Source organism: Alistipes sp. An54, from assembly GCF_002159375.1.
Taxonomy (GTDB): domain Bacteria; phylum Bacteroidota; class Bacteroidia; order Bacteroidales; family Rikenellaceae; genus Alistipes; species Alistipes megaguti.
This window is the reverse complement of record NZ_NFIA01000007.1, coordinates 47,963-68,476: the sequence shown is the minus strand read 5'-3', so window position 1 is coordinate 68,476 and position 20,514 is coordinate 47,963. Positions and strand designations below refer to the sequence as shown.

12 protein-coding genes and 1 tRNA gene are annotated in these 20,514 nt (G+C 60.9%); 11 read left to right on the top strand and 2 right to left on the bottom strand.

All coding sequences use genetic code 11. The features are described from left to right. The first annotated feature begins 27 nt into the window (after window positions 1-27). A complete protein-coding gene (locus B5G09_RS08165) occupies window positions 28-2,145 on the top strand; it encodes a M3 family metallopeptidase (protein WP_206384432.1) in 2,118 nt (705 codons plus the stop codon). Between the two features lie 268 nt (window positions 2,146-2,413). Here B5G09_RS08165 and B5G09_RS08160 read toward each other — a convergent pair. Further along, a tRNA-Gln gene (locus tag B5G09_RS08160) sits at window positions 2,414-2,484 on the bottom strand. 160 nt (window positions 2,485-2,644) lie between these two features. Here B5G09_RS08160 and B5G09_RS08155 point away from each other — a divergent pair. The 3 genes from B5G09_RS08155 (at window position 2,645) to B5G09_RS08145 (ending at window position 5,121) form a co-directional block, all read left to right on the top strand. After that, window positions 2,645-3,925 (top strand): MFS transporter, encoded by a 1,281-nt coding sequence (locus B5G09_RS08155; protein WP_087404805.1) that lies wholly within the window; start codon window positions 2,645-2,647, stop codon window positions 3,923-3,925. Continuing rightward, window positions 3,900-4,787: a nitroreductase family protein gene (locus B5G09_RS08150; protein ID WP_087404804.1), complete on the top strand. Its 888-nt coding sequence runs from the start codon at window positions 3,900-3,902 to the stop codon at window positions 4,785-4,787. The genes B5G09_RS08155 and B5G09_RS08150 overlap by 26 nt, the downstream gene beginning before the upstream one ends. A gap of 103 nt (window positions 4,788-4,890) precedes the next feature. Beyond that, window positions 4,891-5,121: a hypothetical protein gene (locus B5G09_RS08145; RefSeq protein ID WP_087404803.1), complete on the top strand. Its 231-nt coding sequence runs from the start codon at window positions 4,891-4,893 to the stop codon at window positions 5,119-5,121. 308 nt (window positions 5,122-5,429) lie between these two features. On the opposite strand, the gene B5G09_RS08140 is transcribed toward B5G09_RS08145, so the two are convergent. Then, the gene (locus B5G09_RS08140) at window positions 5,430-8,384 is read right to left on the bottom strand and encodes a putative LPS assembly protein LptD (RefSeq protein WP_087404802.1); all 2,955 of its coding nucleotides are present in this window, start codon (window positions 8,382-8,384) and stop codon (window positions 5,430-5,432) included. Window positions 8,385-8,535: 151 nt separating this feature from the next. On the opposite strand from B5G09_RS08140, the gene B5G09_RS08135 reads away from it, so the two are divergent. The 7 genes from B5G09_RS08135 to B5G09_RS08105 all read left to right on the top strand — a co-directional run bounded on the left by B5G09_RS08135 (window position 8,536) and on the right by B5G09_RS08105 (window position 20,511). After that, on the top strand, window positions 8,536-9,819 hold the full coding sequence (locus B5G09_RS08135; RefSeq protein ID WP_087404801.1) for an N-acetylmuramoyl-L-alanine amidase: 1,284 nt from the start codon (window positions 8,536-8,538) through the stop codon (window positions 9,817-9,819). A gap of 6 nt (window positions 9,820-9,825) precedes the next feature. Beyond that, window positions 9,826-10,827 carry an MlaD family protein gene (locus tag B5G09_RS08130; RefSeq protein WP_087404800.1) on the top strand — a complete coding sequence of 334 codons (1,002 nt, stop codon included), beginning with the start codon at window positions 9,826-9,828 and terminating at the stop codon, window positions 10,825-10,827. A gap of 143 nt (window positions 10,828-10,970) precedes the next feature. Continuing rightward, complete coding sequence (locus B5G09_RS08125) at window positions 10,971-13,463, top strand: Smr/MutS family protein (protein ID WP_087404799.1); 2,493 nt, start codon at window positions 10,971-10,973, stop codon at window positions 13,461-13,463. Between the two features lie 149 nt (window positions 13,464-13,612). Beyond that, window positions 13,613-14,173 (top strand): RNA polymerase sigma-70 factor, encoded by a 561-nt coding sequence (locus tag B5G09_RS08120; protein ID WP_087404798.1) that lies wholly within the window; start codon window positions 13,613-13,615, stop codon window positions 14,171-14,173. Between the two features lie 215 nt (window positions 14,174-14,388). Next, window positions 14,389-15,372, top strand: a complete 984-nt coding sequence (locus B5G09_RS08115) for a FecR domain-containing protein (protein ID WP_206384431.1) — start codon at window positions 14,389-14,391, stop codon at window positions 15,370-15,372. A 107-nt stretch (window positions 15,373-15,479) separates the two neighbouring features. After that, window positions 15,480-19,037: a TonB-dependent receptor gene (locus B5G09_RS08110; RefSeq protein WP_206384430.1), complete on the top strand. Its 3,558-nt coding sequence runs from the start codon at window positions 15,480-15,482 to the stop codon at window positions 19,035-19,037. A 13-nt stretch (window positions 19,038-19,050) separates the two neighbouring features. Beyond that, window positions 19,051-20,511, top strand: a complete 1,461-nt coding sequence (locus tag B5G09_RS08105) for a RagB/SusD family nutrient uptake outer membrane protein (protein WP_087311025.1) — start codon at window positions 19,051-19,053, stop codon at window positions 20,509-20,511. The last annotated feature ends 3 nt before the right edge of the window (window positions 20,512-20,514 follow it).

The window sequence follows — 20,514 nt, the reverse complement described above, 5'->3', positions numbered from 1 at the left end:
TCGAAAACGAAAACCCAAGACCCGAATATGAAAAAAGCAATTTTGATCATGGCTATTTCCGCACTGGCGGCAGGCTGCGCCGACAACTCGGTTCCCAAGGCACAGCTGCCCGAACTCGATCTTTCGAATCCGCTGCTGGCCCCGTGGGAGACCCCCTACGCCACGCCGCCCTTCTCGAAGATCGAACTCAAACACTATGAACCGGCCTTCGATGCCGCCATCGCCTGCTCGCGGGCCGAGGTGGCGGCCATCGTCGACAATCCCAAAAAACCGTCGTTCGTCAATACGATCGTCGCCCTCGAACAGAGCGGCTCGCTGCTCTCGCGCATCGAGGGGATCTTCTTCAACATGCTCGGCGCCGAGACCTCGGACCAGCTGCAGGAGATCTCGCTGCGCGTGCAGCCCAAACTGACCGAACTGGAGAACGACATCTCGCTCAACGAGAAGCTCTTCGAACGCGTGAAGGCCGTCTACGAACACCCCGGACGCCTCTCGCAGGAGGAGCGCATGCTGCTCGAAAAGACCTACAAGCACTTCGCCCGCAACGGCGCCGCCCTCTCGCCCGAGAAGAAGAAGCTCTACCGCCAGTATACGACCGAACTCTCGGCCCTGACGCTCAAGTTCGGCCAGAATTCGCTGGCCGCCACCAACGCCTTCACGCTCCATATCACCGATCCGAAAGTGGTGGCCGAACTGCCCGGATTCGTGCGGGAGGGGATGGCCGCCGAGGCCGCCTCGCGCGGCGAGAAGGGGTGGACCGTCACGCTGCAGTATCCGAGCTACCTCCCCTTCATGACCTACTCCACGAACCGCGAACTGAAGGAGAAACTCTGGCGCGCGCGGTCCTCGGAGTGTCTGGGCGGCAAGTTCGACAACACGGAGTTGATCCGCCGGATCGTCAATACGCGGCTGAAGATCGCCAATCTGCTGGGCTACAAGTGCTATGCCGACTACGTGCTGGAGGAGCGCATGGCCGGTGACACGAAGACGGTCGAGTCGTTCCTGAACGACCTGCTCGTGCAGACCAAGTCGTGGGCCGATGCCGACTACCGCACGGTGAGCGAATACGCCGCCTCGAAGGGGCTCAAAGGAGAGCTCATGCCGTGGGACTGGCCCTATTACAGCACCATGTACAAGGATGAAAAGTATGCGCTCAACGACGAGCTGGTGAAGCCCTATTTCGAACTCGAACATGTCAAGAAGGGGGTCTTCCTGCTGGCCAACAAGCTCTACGGACTGAACTTCACGCCCAATACGAAGATCGACGTCTACCATCCCGACGTGACGGCCTACGACGTCACGGACCGCGACGGCCGTTTCCTGGCGGTGCTCTACCTCGACTTCTTCCCCCGCGCCTCGAAGACCGCCGGGGCGTGGATGACCGAATTCCGCGGCGCGAAGATCGTCAACGGCAAGGAGACCCGTCCGCTGGTCTCGCTGGTGATGAACTTCACCAAACCGACCGCAACGACCCCTTCGCTGCTCACCTTCGACGAATTCAACACCTTCCTGCATGAATTCGGCCACTCGCTGCACGGCATGCTCGGCAAGGGACACTACGAGTCGCTGACCGGCACGAACGTCTATCGCGACTTCGTCGAACTCCCGTCGCAGATCATGGAGAACTGGGCCACCGAGAAGGAGTATCTCGATCTGTGGGCCGTCCACTACCAGACCGGCGAGAAGATCCCTGCTCAGATCGTCGACCGCATTGTTGCCGCGCAGAACTATCTGGCCGCCTACCTCCATGTGCGCCAGCTGTCGTTCGGCTTCACCGACATGGCCTGGCATACGCTGACCGAACCCTTCGGGGAAGATGTCGAGCAGTTCGAAGTCCGGGCGATGGCCCCCACGCAGGTGCTGCCCGTGGTGGAGGGTACGGCCACGTCGCCGTCGTTCGGCCACATCTTCTCGGGGGGTTATGCCGCCGGCTATTACGGCTACAAGTGGGCCGAGGTGCTCGATGCCGACGCCTTCTCGCTCTTCAAGGAGAAGGGAATCTTCAATGAGGAGGTGGCTGAGTCGTTCCGCAAGAACATCCTCGAGAAGGGCGGTACGGAGCATCCCATGGATCTCTACGTGCGCTTCCGGGGCCACAAGCCCGACAGCCGGGCGCTGATCGAGCGCATGGGACTCGGAAAATAACGGCGCTGCGGTTTCGGTGCTGCGGTCTCGGAGTGAGAGGCCGCGCTCCCCGGAACCGGACCTGTGAAAAGCGGCCTCCGTCATTGGGCGGAGGCCGCTTTTTTTGAACAGGTGCGGAGTTTTTTTAGAGGGTGAGGGCTGTGGCCGGTATGAGGGCCCGGAATCCGGAACGGCTGTGTGTGCTCGGGGGTGGTGTTCCTCTGTGGAAACCTTTCAGACCCCCCCCCACCAACAAAAAAAACCGCCCCGGAGATCGGAGCGGTCTTTGTTGAGCTACCTGGATTCGAACCAAGAATAACAGGACCAGAATCTGTTGTGTTACCATTACACCATAGCTCAATGTCCTCGTCAAGCCTCTGTTCGATTGGTTTGACGATGCAAAAGTAGAACTTTATTTTTCAATTGCAAAGAAAAATCCCAAAAAAATTTACTATTTTTGTTTCAATCTCCTCGGAGATAAACCTAATGAATCTTGAAATATTCTGTAAATCGTTACGTTATGGGAATCAAACTGCGCCTCGTCATCATGAACTTCCTCCAGTACGCCATCTGGGGTGCCTATCTGACCTCCATGGGATCGTATCTGGTCGGAGTCGGTCTGGCGACGCATATCGGTATCTTCTATGCCATGCAGGGTATCGTCTCGCTCTTCATGCCCGCCGTCATCGGCATCGTCGCCGACCGCTGGATCCCGGCTCAGCGCCTGCTCGGCTTCTGCCATCTGTTGGCCGCCCTGTTCATGGCCGCCGCCGGCGGTTATGCCATGACCTCGGGGAACGGCGTACAGTTCGGTCTACTCTTTACGCTCTATGCGCTCAGTGTGGCCTTCTACATGCCGACGATCGCCCTCTCGAACTCCGTGGCATACTGCGTCCTCGAAGGCGCCGGTCTCGATACGGTCAAGGCCTTTCCGCCGATCCGCGTCTGGGGGACCGTCGGCTTCATCTGCTCGATGCTCCTCTGTGATGCCGCCGGATTCCAGACCACCTACATGCAGTTCCTGCAGTGTGCCGTGCTGGGGCTCGTCCTCGGATTCTACGCCTTGACGCTGCCCGCCTGCCCCGTCAGCCGCGACGGCGACCGCAAATCACTGGTCGAAGCCCTCGGTCTGAGAGCCTTCACCCTCTTCAAGCAGAAACGGATGGCCCTGTTCTTCATCTTTTCGATGCTGCTCGGCATCTCGCTTCAGATCACCAACGGCTTTGCAAACCCCTTCATCACCTCGTTCCGCGATATCCCCGAGTATGCCTCGACCTTCGGCGCCAACCACGCCAATGCGCTGATCTCGCTCTCGCAGGTCTCCGAAACCCTCTGCATCCTGCTCATCCCCTTCTTCCTCAAGCGGTTCGGTATCAAGAACGTCATGCTGGTGGCCATGCTGGCCTGGGTGCTGCGTTTCGGCCTGTTCGGACTCGGTAATCCCGGCGGCGGAGTCTGGATGTTCATCCTCTCGATGATTGTCTACGGCGTGGCCTTCGATTTCTTCAACATCTCGGGCTCGCTCTTCGTCAACAAGGAGACCGACGTGACGATCCGCTCCAGCGCCCAGGGTCTCTTCATGATCATGACCAACGGTATCGGCGCCACGATCGGTACGCTCGGTGCGCAGGCTGTCGTCAACCGGTTGGTCTACTCGCAGCAGAGCGCCGCGGCCCAGGTGGCCGGCTGGTCGCAATCGTGGTTGGTCTTTGCCGGATATGCCCTGGTGGTGGCCGTAGTCTTTGCGCTGGTCTTCCGTTATAAGCACGATCCCCATGCCGTCGAAGAGGTCAACCGCTGATCCGTGGCGGATCGGGGTCGGTGACCGCTGCATCCGCTGCGGCCGTTGCGTGCGGGTCTGTCCGTCGCAGATCTTCGGACGGGTGGAGCCCGAAGGGCGGATTGTGGTGCGCGAACCCGAAGGGTGCATCGTCTGCGGCCACTGTGTGGCGGCCTGTCCCGCGGGGGCGATCGACCACGAAGCCTTCCCGCTCGAACGGGTGCACAAGGCCGACCGGACGCAGCTCCCTTCGCCCGAGCAGGTGGAGTTGCTCATGGCCGTGCGGCGTTCGAACCGCGCCCTGTCGAGGCGTCCGGTGCCGCAGGAGTATCTCGATCGTATCCTCGCCGCCGCCGACCGCGCTCCGACGGCCAGCAATGCCCGTGAGCTGGGTTACACGATTGTGACCGATCCGGAGCGGCTGCGGCAGGTGGCCGAGTATACGCTCGGGGTCTTCCGGGAGTTGGAACGGCTGTTGTCGAGCCCCTTCGTGAAGCCCTGGCTCAAGCCGCTGATGCCCGGCGTCTATCGCTATGTCCCGGTCTTTACCCGCCTGCGCCGCGACTATGCCGAGGGGCGAGACCGTATTCTGCGCGGCGCCACGGCGCTGATCTTCATCCACGCACCGGAGAAAAACCGTTTCGCGGCCGAGGATGCCAATCTGGCCTGTCAGAACGCTTCGCTCATGGCCGAGGCGTTGGGGGTGAGTCAGATCTACATGGGGTTCGTGTTGACGGCCATCCGGCAGGACCGTCACAAGCGTCTGAACCGGATGCTGGGACTTGAAGGGCGTTGCATTGCGGCCATTCTGGCACTCGGAATGCCCGAATTCCTCTATCCCAACTACATCGACCGCGAACCCTCTGAGGTGCATCGCATCTGACTGCCCGCAGGGGGTGCAAAGGGGCGCAAGGGGGCGCAAGGGGCGCAAAAGGGCGCAGGGGCGGTGTGGCCGGCCGGACGGCGTGGACAGGCGGCACGGATGGATGCCCCGGACGGATGGCGTGGACAAGCGGCTTGAATGGATGACCCGGACGGATGGCGTGGACAAGCGGCTTGAATGGATGACCCGGACGGATGGCGTGGACAAGCGGCTTGAATGGATGACCCGGACGGATGGCACGGGCAGGCGGCGTGAATGGACATTGTGCGGTGCGGCATGGACGTCGGTATGGACGGGCGTCACGGTGCAGTACGGATTGCCGCCGCAGTCGTGAAAAAAGGGAACGGCTTTCGATCGTTCCCTTTTATGTTTATGGTAAATGTCCGGGGTTACGTGCCGCTCCGGGGCTTTGTGTTGTTCCGAGATTTTGTATCACTTCGAGGTTGCACGTCGCTTCGGAGTTGCTTGCGCTTGTTGCGTGCTGCGGTGTCGCAAGCCTCTTGCCGCCTTGCCGCCTTGCTCTTACGTCCGATTTTCGCCCCTTCGCCGTTGGCTCCATCGTAACCGGCCCCATGTCGTTCGTCCCTTGCGGTTCGCCTCGTTGCTGTGGCCTCTTGTCGTTATGCCCGCACGCCCCCTCCGCTAATAGAGGTTGTCGTACATCGACTGCGACTTGTCGTACTTCAGGTCGGAGAGTGATGCCGCCTTTACACCGATGTTGAAACTCCAGCTCTTGTGGTAGCCGAACGGAATCCACGAGAAGGACATCTGCCAGCAGTGCAGGTCGCGCGTGATGGAGATCGACGAAGTAGTCAGCTTGTTGGTCTTCAGGTCGTAACCGCCCTGGAAGGTGATACCCGTTTTCGGCGTAAGGTTCACCGAACCGTTGAATCCCAGCGTTTGGGTGACGTTCTTGCGGTAGCCCGTCGTACCGTTGTTGACGTACGAGACGGAGTAGTTCACCGCATAGTTGAAGCCGAAGTTCCACGGCAGCGAGAAGTCATAGTAGCTCTGTGCCATGTATTGTCGCCGCAGCACGGGATCCATCTGCCCGTAGGGGTCGTAGAAGGGGTTCTGGTACTCCGGAGGGATCGACGTGATGTCGTTGACGGCCGGGGTGCTCTTGTCCTCGCGCGACTTGAACGTATAGCCGAACGACCAGCCCGTCGAGGTGATGCGCCCCGGGAAGAAGAGTTTGTCGTAGCGCACGCCCTGCGGCGAAACGCGATAGGGGTCGAGTGTGGCCGAGAGGTTGATGCCGAAGTTCTTGAAGAGCGTCGTGCGGAACGACAGCGAGATGGTCGACAGCCGCATCGAGTCGGCCAGGAAGTTGTACGAACCGCTGGCGCGCAGTTCGTCGATGAGCTTGATCTTCTTCACACCCGAGGTGTCGCGCTTCGATAATACCTTCATCTCGAGGTTCTGCGACAGCGAAAAGGTCATCGACATCGACCGCCCGGACGACGGTACGCCATAGGCATTGACGGCGTAGGGCGAATAGGTCGTGAAGCGGCCCGTCGAGTCGGTCTGCCGCGTGAGGTAGTAGCCGTATTTCGGGTCGCTGAAGTCCGGGGCGTAGGAGAAGCCGAAGGTCGGCGTGATGGTATGGCGGATGGCCTGGATCTTGCGGTCGCGGCGCTTCTTGGTGAAGTCGTACATGCCGTAGATGGTCGTCGACGACGAGATGCTTAAGTTGTAGTTGTACAGACGGTAGAAGCCGTAGTTCGTCGGCAGCGTGTCGGTCTGGTTCGTCACCGGGTTCCACTCGTATTCGACCTTCTTGAAGTACCACTTTTCGGTGTAGTTGGCCGACGGCGTGACGTTGATGTAGTTGAACAGGTTGAACGATGCCGAAACCGGGATCGAGTGTTCGATGCCGTTCTTCATGTTCTCCAGCGTCTTTTTGGAGAAGATTTCCGATTCGGTGGTGGTCACCGAGTTGGTCATCTTGCCCGTATACTGCATCGAGATCTTCTCGTACCAGCGGTCCTTGCCCACCTTCTCCTTGCGCTTGAAGGGGTAGAAGCGCGAGACGTTGAAGACCACTGTCGGAAGGGTGATCGAGAGCGACTGGTTCTGCGAGTTCTGCGAAATGGCCATGTTGGCCGACAGCGAGAAGGGGGTGCCCGTCCAGCTCTTCGAGTAGGAGATCGACGAGTTGGTCTGTGTGGCCAGAATGTCGTTGAGGTTCGTGGCCGAGTACTTGCTGTAGCCGCTCGTGGCGAAGTTCACCGAGGCCGAGAAGGTCGATCCGGGGTTGGCCTTCGCATCCTGCGAGTGGGTCCACTGGATGCGGAAGTTGTTCTGCTTGATGTAGTCGGGTTCGCCCTTTTCGCCGGTCTTGATGTTCGAGAACTCCATGTTGAAGCTGCCGCTGTACTTGTAGCGCTTGATGTAGCGCGAGGCGGCCGAGGCCTCCCACGACCCGAGGGTGTAGATGCCGCCCCGCACGGCCAGGTCGGCATAGTCGCCCAGCGTGAAGTAGTAGCCCAGGTCGCGCAGGAAGAAACCCTTCGAATACTCCTCGCCGTAGGTGGGCATCAGCAGTCCCGACTTCGGCCCCGAACTGATCGGGAAGAAGCCTTCGGGGATGCCCAGGAAGTAGATCGGAACATCCTCCATCACCAGGTAGGCCGGGCCCGTGACGACTTTCTTGCCGGGGATCACCTTCGCCTTGGTCATCGCCAGGTAGAAGTGCGGGTGGTCGGTTTCGTCGCAGGTGGTATACTTGCCGTTCTCGATGTTGATCGTATTGTCGGGCATCTTCTTCACGCTGCCGCCCACGAGCCAGCCGTCGCCCTGCTGCGTAGCCACCCCCTTGATCTTGGCCTTCTTCGAGTCGAGGTTGTAGGTGATCGTGTCCATCTGGTAGGAGGCCGAACCGTCCGAGAATTCGGGCTTGGTGATGATCGGCCGGCCTTCGAGCGAGTCGGGTTTTCCGTAGGCGTGGACCAGTTTCGAGTTCATGTCGATGCGCATGAAGTCGGCCTTGAGGTTGCTGTTCTGGTAGGTGACGTCGCCCTGGTTGTAGATGTAGACCAGCTTGTTGCGTACGTCGTAGACCAGCGAGTCGGTATTCTTGCCCGAGATCGGGTCGTCGAGGAACGCCCCGGCCGGCCGGGGCTTCCTGACCGTGTCGCGGCGCATGGTGTCGACGGCCAGCGAGTCGGCGTGCATCTCGAGTGAATCGGCCTTGCGGGCGATGAGCGAGTCGACTTGTGCCGAGAAGAGCGAATCGCGCTCCTGCTGGCTCAGGGCATTGAAGGCGGCGTTGCGGCGGGCCCGTTCGCGCGCGGCACGGGCTTCACGGCGCAGTTCACGGCGCGAGAGGGTGGCGGGGGTGGCCCCCACGGTGTCGGAATCCCCCGTGGCCGTTGTGGCGGCCGGTGGTGTCTCGGGTCGGGAGGACGCCTGCCCGGATGTGGCGCTGTCGGGGGCGGGAGCCGCCTCGGCCAGGGCCGGAATCCCGGAGCCGCCGGACGCCTCTTCGAGGGGTGAAAAGGGAATCGTACGGGGCGTCATGCCACCCAGCACAACCTGGGCGAACAGCACGAGTACGGCCGCCGATGCGATATATTTTACCCTCAGTTTATCCAAAATTCCAAAAAATTTCGTACCTTTGCCGACAAGTCGGCAAAAACGCTCGGATCGGGCTCCGGAGCCTCTCCGGCCGCATTTTCGGCCACGTTTCCGGCCCGACAAAGATAGGTAAAAATTTACAGAAAGCTCACACTTGGCACCATTAAATATGCGCATGCGCCTTTTGTTGCTCCTCGCCTTTGCGGCGGCCGTCGTCTCTATCAACGCGGTTGCCGCCGGGAATATTGTGCACGGAGTCAGCGTGGTGGTCATCGATGCCGGGCACGGCGGCAAATTCCCCGGGGCACACTACGGCGGTGTCTACGAAAAGGACCTCACGCTGAAGGTGGCCCTCAAGCTCGGCAAGCTGATTGAGGAGGGGATGTCCGGGGTGAAGGTCGTCTATACGCGGACGACCGACAAGGCCCTCGGCGCCGATCTGGCCTCGGATCTCCAGGCTCGGGCCGATATCGCCAACAATGCCGGCGGCGACCTCTTTATCTCGATCCATGCCAATGCTGCGCCGAAAGCTGCCTCGGTCCGGGGTGTCGAGACGCTCATCATGGGCGAAACCCCCAAGGAGCAGCGCTACAACGAAAATGCCCTCTACGAAAGCAACCGCGAGGATCTGATCGACATGTCGGACGAACGTACGGCAGCCATCGTGCGGGCCTATATTCAGAATCTGCAGTTCACCTACGGCGAATACAGCATGGCCATCGCCCGCTGCATCCAGACGAGCTATGCCAAGGCCGGCCGCAATTCGCGCGGCGTGAAGCGTCAGCTGCTGCGCGTGCTCTACGCCACGGACATGCCCGGTGCGCTGACCGAGATCGGATTCATGACCAATGCCCAGGAGCTGGCCTACATGAAGTCCGACAAGGGACAGAATGAAATTGCCTCGTCGATCTACCGTGCCGTGAAGGAGTATTCGGCCTATGTGCTGAAGACGCGTCGGGCCGAGGAGGGCGCCTCGGAGAAGGAGACGACCCCGCCGGCCGGCACCTCCCAATCCGCCGGCACCTCCCAATCCGCCGGCACGCAGCAGCCGACTCCGAAGCCGGCAGCCGATTCGGCCAAGGCCTCCGGCAAGGGGGCCGCGAACTCCACGCAGCCGTCCGTCGCAGGAAAGGTTTCGGGCGAAAACGCCTCCGCCACAAAAGAGTCCGCCGCAAAAGGGACCGTTGCGAAGGAGTCTGCCGCGCAGCAGCCGTTGCGCTATGCGGTGCAGGTGCTGGCTTCGGCCAGGAGCATCCCGCTCAATTCGGCGCAGTTCCGCTCGTATCGCGGCAAGGTGCGGCAGTATACCTCACAGGGGCGTTTCCCCTATAAATATTGTGTCGGCGAGTTCGAAAGCCGTACCGCCGCACAGCGCAAGGCCGCCGAAGTGCGCAAAATTTTCCCCGAAGCCTTCGTGGTCTGCTGTCGGGGTACGCAAATTGTAAACAACTAGTTCGCGATGAAAAGAGAAGTCAAGATCGGAATATTTGCCGTGTTGATGTTCGTGGCCGCCTGGGCCGGAATCCGTTTTCTGAAGGGGTTCGACATCTTCGGCCGCAACGCCGTCTATTACGCCTCGTACGATCAGATCAGCGGTCTGCAGGCTGCTTCGCCCATCATGATGAAGGGAGTCAAGATCGGTACCGTGACCGGCATTGCGTTCAATCCCGAGCGCAGCCAGAATGTCGTGCTGCAGTTCACCATCAAACGCCAGTACCGGATCCCGATCGATTCGGAGGCCAAAATCTACAGCGACGGCCTGATGGGTGGCAAGGCCATCGAAATCGTCTACGGTTCGTCGGACGAGTATCTCGAAAAGGGTGATACGCTGCGTTCGGTGCGCGGCCGCGACCTGATGGATATGGCCGGTTCGGAACTGGAGTTCTTCAAGCAGAAGGTCTCGCGGCTTACCGACGACCTTTCGCGTACGCTCAACAACATCAACCGGCTGCTCGAAACCAATGCCGGGCACGTCAACGGTACGATGGCCCATCTCGATGCCCTGTCGGGTGATCTGGCCGAGGTGCTCGATGCGCAGAAACGGAATCTGTCCTCGGCCGTCGAAAACCTCTCGGCCTTCTCCGAAATGCTCGGCGAAAATGCCCCGCGGGTCGACAGCATGATGAACAACCTGAACCGCATCACCACGGAGCTGGCCGAGGCGGAGTTCGCAAGCCGTCTCACCGAAACGGTGGAGGAGGTCGATGCGCTGGTTGCGCAGATCCGCCAGGGAGAGGGAACCGTCGGCCGGTTGCTGAACGATCCGGCGCTCTACGAATCGCTCACCGAGGCCAGCGACAATCTGGCGTCGCTGCTGGCCGATCTGGAGCAGTATCCCGGACGCTACGTCCACTTCTCGCTCTTCGGCCGCAATCCCGAGAAGATGAAGGCCCGGGCCGAACGGCAGGCCGCCCGCCAGGCCGAACGTGCCGAGCGCGATTCGTTGAAGGCCCTGCGCTGAGAGCAGATGCTGCAGCACCCGGCTCTTGAATCGCGCGGAAAGGTTGTCCCGCGCGGCGCGGTGTGTCGCCGATCACCTGGACAAAGCCCTGTTTCCGGCCCCGGACAAGTCGTGGGGCCGTTTTTATTCGATTCATCCATCGCATGATCTATCCAGCCACTTTCGAACAGAAAATAGGTTTCGACCGCCTTCGGGAGCAGGTCGCCGAACGTTGTACGATGCAGGCCGCCCGTGAGCGGATCGCCGCCGAGGGCTTCTCGACCTCGCCGCGCGAGATCGAACACCGTCTGGCTCTGGCCGACGAGATGCGCCTGATCGTCGAAATGGAACACGAATTCCCCGGCGGAGAGTATCCCGACGTCGAGCAGATCCTGGCCAAACTGCGTGTCGAGGGAGCGTTCCTCGACGTGGGGGAGGTGGTCACTCTCGGTCACGCCCTGCGCGCCATCGGCGGCATCGTCTCCTTTATCCTCAATCGTGCGGAGCGTTATCCGACGCTCCATGCCCGCACGCGGGGTGTCGAGGCCTTCCCCGAGATCGTGCGGCAGATCGAGGCGATCGTCGATCCGTTCGGCAACGTGCGCGACAACGCCTCGCCCGCGCTGCAGGAGATCCGCAGCGCCATCCGTCAGCACGAGGGGCTCGCCGCCAAGCGGCTGCAGGCGGTGCTTTCGGCCGCCAAGGGGGCTGGAATCGTCGAGAGCGACGCCCAGATCTCGATCCGCGACGGACGGGCCGTGATCCCCGTCTCGGCCTCGAACAAGCGCAAGCTGCAGGGCTTCATCCACGACGAGTCGGCCACGGGACGCACCTTCTACATCGAGCCCGTCGAGGTGGTGGAGATCAACAACGAACTGCGCGAACTCGAATACGCCGAGCGGCGCGAGATCGTGCGCATCCTCACGGAGTTCACCGAGGGAATCCGTCCCGATGCCGCGTTGATTGCCGCGTCGGGTGACTATCTGGCCGAGATCGACATGCTGCGTGCCAAGGGTCGCTGGGCCTCGGAGAACCGCTGCGTGCGGCCGATCCTCTCGATGGACGACCGGCTTGTGCTGAAGAATGCCCGCCACCCGCTGCTGCAGCAGACGCTGCGCGCCGCCGGCCGCGAGATCGTGCCGCTCGACCTGCAGCTGGACCGCCGCAAGCATATTCTGGTCATCTCGGGGCCGAATGCCGGCGGAAAGTCCGTCTGTCTGAAGACCACCGGCATCGTGCAGTACATGTTCCAGTGCGGATTCCCGGTCCCGGCGTCGGAGATCTCCGAACTGCCTGTCTTCGAGAGCATCTACATCGACATCGGCGACGAGCAGTCGATGGACAACGACCTGTCGACCTATTCGTCCCACCTGCTGAACATGAAGCACATGCTGGCCGGGGCGTCGGACCGTATGCTGGTGCTGATCGATGAGTTCGGGTCGGGAACCGAGCCGATCATCGGCGGGGCCATTGCCGAGGCGATCCTCGAACGGCTGCTGGCCCGGGGGTGCTACGGCGTCATCACGACCCACTATGCCAACATCAAATACTATGCGTCGAATACCGAGGGGATTGCCAACGGTGCGATGATGTTCGACGTGCAGAACATTCGCCCGTTGTTCAGGCTGGAGATGGGCAAGCCGGGCAGCTCGTTTGCCGTGGAGATCGCCCGCAAGATCGGACTTCCGGAGGAGATCATCCGTGCGGCGAGCGAAAAGGCCGGTTCAGACCACATCAACATCGAGAAGCAGCTGCGCGAGATCGCCCGTGACAAGCACTACTGGGAGCAGAAACGCGACCGCATCCGTCTGACGGACCGCAAGGTCGAGGAGCTGGAGCAGACCTACACGGAGCAGCTCTCGAAGATCCGTGCCGAGCGGCAGGAGATCCTGCGCCGGGCCAGGGAGGAGGCGCAGCGCCTCATTGCGGATGCCAACCGGCAGATCGAGAATACGATCCGCACGATCCGCGAGGCACAGGCCGAGAAGGAGCTGACGCGTCTGGCGCGCCGCGAGCTGGACGACTTCCGCGAGACGGTCGAGAAGGAGGATACGTCGGAGCGCGACGAGCAGGTGGCCCGCGAGATGGAGCGCATCGAGCGGCGCCGTCAGCGGCGTGCCGAACGGCGCGAGCGTCAGGGCGAAAAGGGCCCCGAGAAGCCGGCACAGGCAGTCGAGAAGCCGCGTGAGGTGGAGGTCGGGTCGAAGGTTCGCATGGCGGGGCAGGAGATGGTCGGCGTGGTGCAGTCGCTGAAGGGCAAACGGGCCCAAGTGGCCTTCGGGCAGATCCTCACGACGGTCGACAAGTCGGCGCTCCGCGTCGTCTCGAACAACGAGTACCGCGAAGCGACGCGCCCGACAACGGCCCGTACGGTCTATTCGGCCGATATCTCGGCCCGCAAGCTCAACTTCAAGGATCATATCGATGTACGTGGCATGCGGGCCGCCGAGGCGCTGGAGGCGGTGCAGAATCTGGTCGACGATGCGCTGATGCTGGGCGTCGGCTCGGTGACGATCCTTCACGGCAAGGGGACCGGCGCCCTGAAGGAGGAGATCCGCCGCTATCTGAGGACGGTTCCCGAGGTGGTATCGGCCGTCGACGAACATGCCGACCGCGGTGGAGCCGGCATCACGATCGTGACGTTCGACCTCTCCTAAGGCGGGTTGCGGCCTGCCGCCGAGGGGGCCGGTGCGGTGCTTTGTGATCGGGCGGGAGCATGCGGGCGTTTTCTTTTCTGGATTTTTTTTCGTAAATTCGTCTTTGCAACCGGGCGGATCTCCCCGGTGGTGCGATCCCTAATCTCGAAATGAACTGGAAAGAACAGACCGATGAACGCCTCCTGCAGGGACTCGACGAGAACGACTGCGGAGCCTTCGACGAACTCTATCTGCGGTATGCTCCGCATGTGGAGGCCTTTGCTTTCTGTTTGCTGAAAAATCGCTCGGAAGCCGAGGATGTCGCCCATGACATCTTTCTGAAAATCTGGGAGAACCGCACCGGTATGAGCCATGTGAAATCCCTGCGCGGCTACCTCTTCCGCATGACCCGCAATGCCGTCTTCGACCGCTTCGAGCACAGGCATGTTCGAATCCGTTACGAGCGCAGTTATCCCTCGGTCGGGGAGCTGGTCTCGGAAGATCTCGCCGCCCGGATCGCTTCGGAGGATCTGTTGCTGATCATCGAAATGGCCGTCGAGCAGATGCCCGAACAGCGGCAGCGCGTCTTCCGTATGAGCCGCTACGAGAAACGCTCCCACCAGGAGATCGCCCGGGAACTCGGCATATCGACCAAAACCGTTGAATACCATATTCATACGGCTCTCTCCGAATTGAAAAAAATCATCGGAATCATCGCCTTTTTCTGTTGATTGCCTCTCGCGGAGCCTTTGCCCGCCGAGATGACATTTCTGTGACATTTTGTCCGCAGAATCCCTGTTGTTGGCTTTTACGCTATTTTCGCCCCGGATTTCAGAATTCCGGGGTGAATGATTTTGGGGTGTGGGCATCGTGTTGAAAAAAATTGATTTTCCGACTGGGGTTGCCCCCTTGTTGCCCGTCTTATGGATGTAAATGCCGTGGAAACATGAATCTGGTTCGAAAAATTATCCACACCTATCTCTTCCATCCGATGCCCGACCGGGTGCAGGAGCACTTCCGCTCCTGGATCCTGGACAAGGAGCATGCCCGGGAGAAGGAGTCGGTTCTGCGCGAGGAGTGGGACCGGCTCGACCCCGCCGAGGTCTTTGCCGTCGACGAGCGGAGCTATCGGCGCAAACTCGGGCGGCTGCATCGCGAAATGCACGTGGCTCCGAAGGCGCGGCTGATCACTCTCTCGCGACGGGCTGCCGCCGTGGCCGCCGCTGTGGTCGTGCTGCTGATGGGCGTTGAGTTCTTCGTCGTGAAGCACCTGGCCGCCGACTCCACCACGTGGCTCGTGACGGCCGAAAACAGCAAGGGACGCTTTACGCTGCCCGACGGTTCGACCGTCTGGCTCAATGCCGATTCACGCCTGGCCTACCGGGCCGATTTCGCCGAAAACGGCCACCGCAGAGTCCGCCTCGACGGCGAGGCCTTCTTCGACGTGAAGCGCGATACGCTCGCACCCTTCGAGGTGACGATGGGCGAACTGCAGGTCCGCGTGCTCGGTACGCGCTTCATGGCCAGCCATATCGACGACTTCGGGATCGAAGAGGTCACCCTGCAGTCGGGTAGCGTCGAGGTCGAACACCTCCATTCGCAGGAGCGCATCCGGCTGGTCCCCGACCAGAACTGTACGTTCGATGCCTCGACCGGACTGATGACCGTCCGCAACGTCGTGGCCGACAACTATTGCAGCTGGACCGGCGATTCGATCGTCTTCGACAACATGACCCTCGGGGAGATTGCCGTCAACCTCGAACACTGGTACAATATCCGTATCCGCATCGAATCGGATGTCGACCCGTCGGTGCGGATCTCGTTCACGCTGCGCCCCGAAACCCTCGATGAGACGCTCCGCATCATCGAAAATCTGACTCACTATCACTGTCTGCAAATTGACAAGCACCATATTTCCATCCGTAAATGAACGCCTTTTGACCCATGAAACCAGACAACTGAACCCTTCCTTTTTGACGGGGCCGCGGTCCCGATGCTGAAACTTATCCACCAAACCAAACTTAAACCTGTTTACCTATGAAACATGAAGGACCCAATCCGTTCGGGCGTATGCCCCGTGTCCCGAAATTTCTCGTGTCGCTGATGCTGGCGCTGGGTATGGTCTTTACGGCCGCGGCCCAGACCCGCGTCATCTCGATCAATCTGCGGAATGTGACGGTCAAGGAGTTTCTCTCCGCAATCGAAACCCGCAGCAACTACACCTTCGCCTACAACAATGCGGACATCGATCTGACGGCCCTCGTCAGCGTCAGGGCCGAATCCGAAGAGATCGTCTCGATTGTCAACCGCGTGCTCGGCCCTCAGCATCTCGAGGCCCGCATCGAGGGTAACCGCGTGCTCCTTTCGCGGGTGGCGCGCCCGGCAGCCGCTGCGGAAAACCGGGAATCGCAGCGCGGCGTTATCACCGGACGCGTAACCACCGTCGCGGGCGATCCGGTCGTCGGAGCCAGTGTCATCGTCAAGGAGACCTCCGTGGGTACCGTCACCGGCCTCTCGGGCGAGTATTCGATCTCGGCCCGCCCCGGTCAGACCCTTTCGTTCGCCTTCCTCGGTTTCGATACGAAGGAGGAGACGGTCGGCTCGCGTACGGTCATCGACGTCACGCTCCAGGAGGACAACAAACAGATCTCCGAAGTGGTCGTCGTGGGCTACACCCCCATGCGCAAGAGTGACTTCACGGGTTCGATCGCCAGCGTCAAGGCCAGTGAACTCTCCGTGACGGCGCCCACCGTCGGACAGTCGCTCGTCGGCAAGGTCGCCGGCGTCGAGGTCCACCAGACCAGCGGCGCCCCGGGCGACGGCGTGTCCATCCGCGTGCGCGGTGTCAACTCCCTGTCGGCCAGCAGCGACCCGCTCTACGTCATCGACGGATATCCCGCCTCGGAGGATGTCTTCATCAACCCCAACGACATCGAATCGATCGATATCCTGAAGGATGCCGCTTCGGCCGCCATCTACGGTTCGCGCGGTGCCTCGGGCGTGGTGCTCATCACCACCAAGCGCGGCAAGGAGGGGCAGGCTGCCCGCGTCAGCTACGACTTCTCGTACGGTATCCAGCAGCTCGATCACAAGGTCGATCTGTTGAACGCCACGCAGTTCCGCGATCTGCTGATCGACGCCCGCAACAACTCCTACCGGCTGCGCGCTACGGCCGCCGGCGTTTCGTGGAGCCCCTATGACGACAATACGGTCCGTGCCGGTAAGGGCTTCTCGCTGGCCGAGGTCGGCATCCCCGAGATGTTCTACGACTTCACGACCCGTACGCCCGTCACGCCGCAGTACGACACCGACTGGCAGGATGCCCTCTTCTCCAATGCCGGCATCATGCGCCACAACATCTCCGTCACGGGCGGCACGAAGGCCATCCGCTACATGGCCAGCGTCGGTTACATGGATCAGGACGGTATCATCGCCCCCTCGAACCATAACCGCATCAACGCCCGGTTGAATCTCGATGCGCAGATCTCGAAACGCTTCTCGGTGAGCCTGAGCTACTCGATGTACGACGCCAGGAACCGCGTGGTGCAGGCCGAGGGCCGCATGATCAACGACGGCGTGATCCAGAGTGCGCTGATGTACCTGCCCAACCTTCCCGTCTACGACGAGTCGGGTGACTACGCACGCAGCGCCATGATCGCCATGAAGAACGACTGGGGCATCAACTTCCCCGAAAACCCGCTGGCCATCGCCCACGAACTCGACATTCAGGAGAAGATGTCGCGTCACAACCTGAACGTCAATCTGGTCTACGAGTTCATCCCCGATCTGAAGCTCTCGGCACGCCTCGGGCAGCAGTGGTACACCTACCGCTACTTCTACTATCGTCCGATGAGCCTCGGACGCGACTCGGCCGTGGCCTACAGCGACGCCCTGAAGCCCTACAACATCGCCCGCACCACCTCGACCTATGACGTCGACCGCCTGGGCGAGTTCATGCTCAGCTACAAAAAGGAGCTCGGCCGTCACCACTTCGACGCCCTGGCCGGCTACACGCTCCAGAAGAAGACCTACGACCGCCTGGGTGTCGAGGCCACGGGATTTGCCGACGACCGCATCCACGAGGTGACGGCCCACGGCGCCGAGGCCACCGACATCAAACTCTACGATACGCGCAAGGCCGGTTGGTCGATGATGTCGTTCCTGGCACGTGTGAACTACGCCTTCGACGACCGCTACACCTTCACCGCCTCGTTCCGTGCCGACGGTTCGTCGCGCTTCGGCGTCGACAGCCGCTGGGGCTACTTCCCCTCGGTATCGGCCGGATGGACCCTCTCGAACGAGCCCTTCCTGAAGGATGCCCTCGACCACATCGCCACGATCCGCGTGCGCGCCAGCTGGGGTAAGAGCGGTAACAACGACATAGGCAACTACGCCAGCATCGCCTCGATCTCGACGGGCAGCTACGCCTTCGGTTCAACACCCGTGTCGACCACCTACGAAGGTTCGTTCGCCGATGCCGCCCTGGGCTGGGAGACCACCACGCAGACCAACATCGGTCTCGACCTCGGATTCTTCGACGGCCGCCTGAACATCATCGGTAACTACTACAACTCCTTCTCGTCGGATATCCTCTACGACTATCCCATCTCCTCGATCTCGGGTGCCACCTCGACGAAGACCAACCTCACCTCGGCCAAGATCCGCAACCGCGGTTTCGACCTGCAGCTCGACGCCCGTCTGCTGACCGGCAAGGTCAAGTGGAACGTCAGCACCAACATCTCGGTCAACCGCAACAAGGTGGTCAGCATGGGCGGTCTGGACGACATCATCTCCACCACGGAGCGCTCCGTCGGTTCGCACATCACCAAGGAGGGTTATCCGATCGGTTCGTTCTATGGCTACAACGCCATCGGCATCATGTCGAAGGCCGATTACGCCAATGCGCTGCTCGACCGCGAGGTCTATCTCCAGAACGGCAACAAGTTCCCCGAGGGCTACCAGCTCAAGGGCCCGGCCGTCTCCTCCTATTCGCTCGACGCCCTGTCGTACGGCAACGCCATCTGGGAGGATGTCAACGGCGACGGCATGATCACCACCGACGACAAGACCATCATCGGCGACGCCTATCCCGACTTCACGGGCGGCTTCTCGACCAACCTCTCGTGGAAGGGACTCGACTTCAGCGCCAGCTTCGTCTACTCGTACGGCGGCGAGGTGATCAACTTCCAGGACTACTACCTCTACAACATGGAGGGTTCGGGCAACCAGTACGCCATCGTGGCCGACCGCTACATCTCGGACGAGCAGCCCGGACGCAACAACGTCCCCATCGCTTCGCGTATCTCGACGCCCAACACGTCGCTCAAGCTCTCGTCCTACTACGTCGAGGATGCCTCGTTCCTGCGCTGCGCCAACATCACGCTCGGCTATACGCTGCCTTCGCGCTGGATGAACAAGCTGCGCATCTCGTCGGCCCGCATCTACTTCAGCGGCGACAACCTCTTCACCATTACGCCCTATCGCGGCTACAACCCCGAGGTCTCCTACAAGACCAGCAACCTGATGCCGGGCTTTGACTGGGGCTGCTACCCGCTTTCGCGCATCTACTCGATCGGACTGAATCTTACCTTCTAATCCCAGGATGACCATGAAAATCAAACAGATATTTGCCCTGTTGGCCGCTTCGGCCGCATTGGCCTCGTGCAGCTTCCTCGACGAATACGACCCCAATGCCACCACGGCCGGCAACTTCTATACCTCGGAAGCCGATATTCAGACCTCGCTCAACGGTGTCTACCAGTCGCTTACGCAGAGCTATTACTATCCGTACAACTACTACTTCACCGACGTGCGCGCACACGTCACCGTGGTGACCGACAGCGGTGCGAGCAGCGGTATTCCCTACCAGTTTTACAACTACACCCTCACCGAGGAGAACCAGTATGTCTACAACCGCTACACGCAACTCTTCAAGAGCATCTCGCGCGCCAATACGCTGCTGGCCCACCTCGACGACGTGAGCTACTCGACGCCCGAGGCCCGCAATACGTACGAGGCCGAGGCCCGCTTCATCCGGGCGCTGACCTACTTCCATCTGGTCACCGAGTGGGGTGATGTGCCCCTGGTGCTCAAGCGTCTGGAGACCAAGGACGAGGTCGAGGCCAACAACTACCGCCGTCCCAAACGCGAGGTCTACCAGGCCATCTTCGACGATCTGGACTATGTGCTGCAGAGTCCGCTGACCGATTTCCAGCCGGCTGCCGAATGCGGTCGTGCCAGCAAGGCCGCCGCAATGGCCCTCTACGGCAAGGTGGCGCTGCAGTGCGCCTGCGACGAGGATCTGGCTTCCGAGAAGTCGCAGTTCCTCACCACGGCCATCGACAAGCTGGGGCAGGTCTGGGGCATGCGCCCCTTCAGCGAGCTGGCCGACATCCCCTACAACCAGCTCTGGGACCTCTCGACGCAGAAATCCTGCCCCGAAAGCCTCTTCCAGGTCAACTTCGTGCAGGGCAACGCCGATCTGGGCTCGATCTGGAACTATCAGTTCGGACCCAGTACCACGGGCATCACCTCCTACAAGATCGGTCAGATGCACAACATGACCACGCCGGAGGTCTACGCTTCGTTCGACGAGAAGGACGTGCGTCGCAACTACCTGCGGTCGACGACCGTAGCCGGCGTGACCTATTACCACACGATGAAGTATGCCGATCTGGAGTGCGGCGCCAACGGTTACGGCGGCAACAACTGGATCGTGCTGCGTTATGCCGACGTGGCGCTGATGCTGGCCGAGGCCTATTACTGGCAGGATCAGGCCGAGCAGGCCAAGACCTATCTGAACATGGTGCGCAAGCGCGCCGGTCTGGGCGACTGGTCGGGCAGCGACCTGCGGCAGGGAATCTACGACGAACGCCTCTTCGAGTTCATGCAGGAGGGCCTGCGCTGGCAGGATGTGCGCCGCATGTACACGAACCAGGAGCTCATCGAGCACTACAACGCCATCAATTCCAACTTTTCAGTCAAGGATCTGCTGCTGCCCATTCCCTACAACGAGCGGGTGCTTAATCCCGACGGGCTCTATCAGAATCCGGGTTACAACGTCGACTAAAAC

Coding starts and splice junctions, on each gene's coding strand:
- B5G09_RS08120 (WP_087404798.1), top strand. CDS start 13,613: ATGAACTGGAAAGAACAGACCGATGAACGCCTCCTGCAGGGACTCGAC.
- B5G09_RS08110 (WP_206384430.1), top strand. CDS start 15,480: ATGAAACATGAAGGACCCAATCCGTTCGGGCGTATGCCCCGTGTCCCG.
- B5G09_RS08165 (WP_206384432.1), top strand. CDS start 28: ATGAAAAAAGCAATTTTGATCATGGCTATTTCCGCACTGGCGGCAGGC.
- B5G09_RS08135 (WP_087404801.1), top strand. CDS start 8,536: ATGCGCATGCGCCTTTTGTTGCTCCTCGCCTTTGCGGCGGCCGTCGTC.
- B5G09_RS08105 (WP_087311025.1), top strand. CDS start 19,051: ATGAAAATCAAACAGATATTTGCCCTGTTGGCCGCTTCGGCCGCATTG.
- B5G09_RS08130 (WP_087404800.1), top strand. CDS start 9,826: ATGAAAAGAGAAGTCAAGATCGGAATATTTGCCGTGTTGATGTTCGTG.
- B5G09_RS08155 (WP_087404805.1), top strand. CDS start 2,645: ATGGGAATCAAACTGCGCCTCGTCATCATGAACTTCCTCCAGTACGCC.
- B5G09_RS08150 (WP_087404804.1), top strand. CDS start 3,900: ATGCCGTCGAAGAGGTCAACCGCTGATCCGTGGCGGATCGGGGTCGGT.
- B5G09_RS08145 (WP_087404803.1), top strand. CDS start 4,891: ATGCCCCGGACGGATGGCGTGGACAAGCGGCTTGAATGGATGACCCGG.
- B5G09_RS08125 (WP_087404799.1), top strand. CDS start 10,971: ATGATCTATCCAGCCACTTTCGAACAGAAAATAGGTTTCGACCGCCTT.
- B5G09_RS08115 (WP_206384431.1), top strand. CDS start 14,389: ATGAATCTGGTTCGAAAAATTATCCACACCTATCTCTTCCATCCGATG.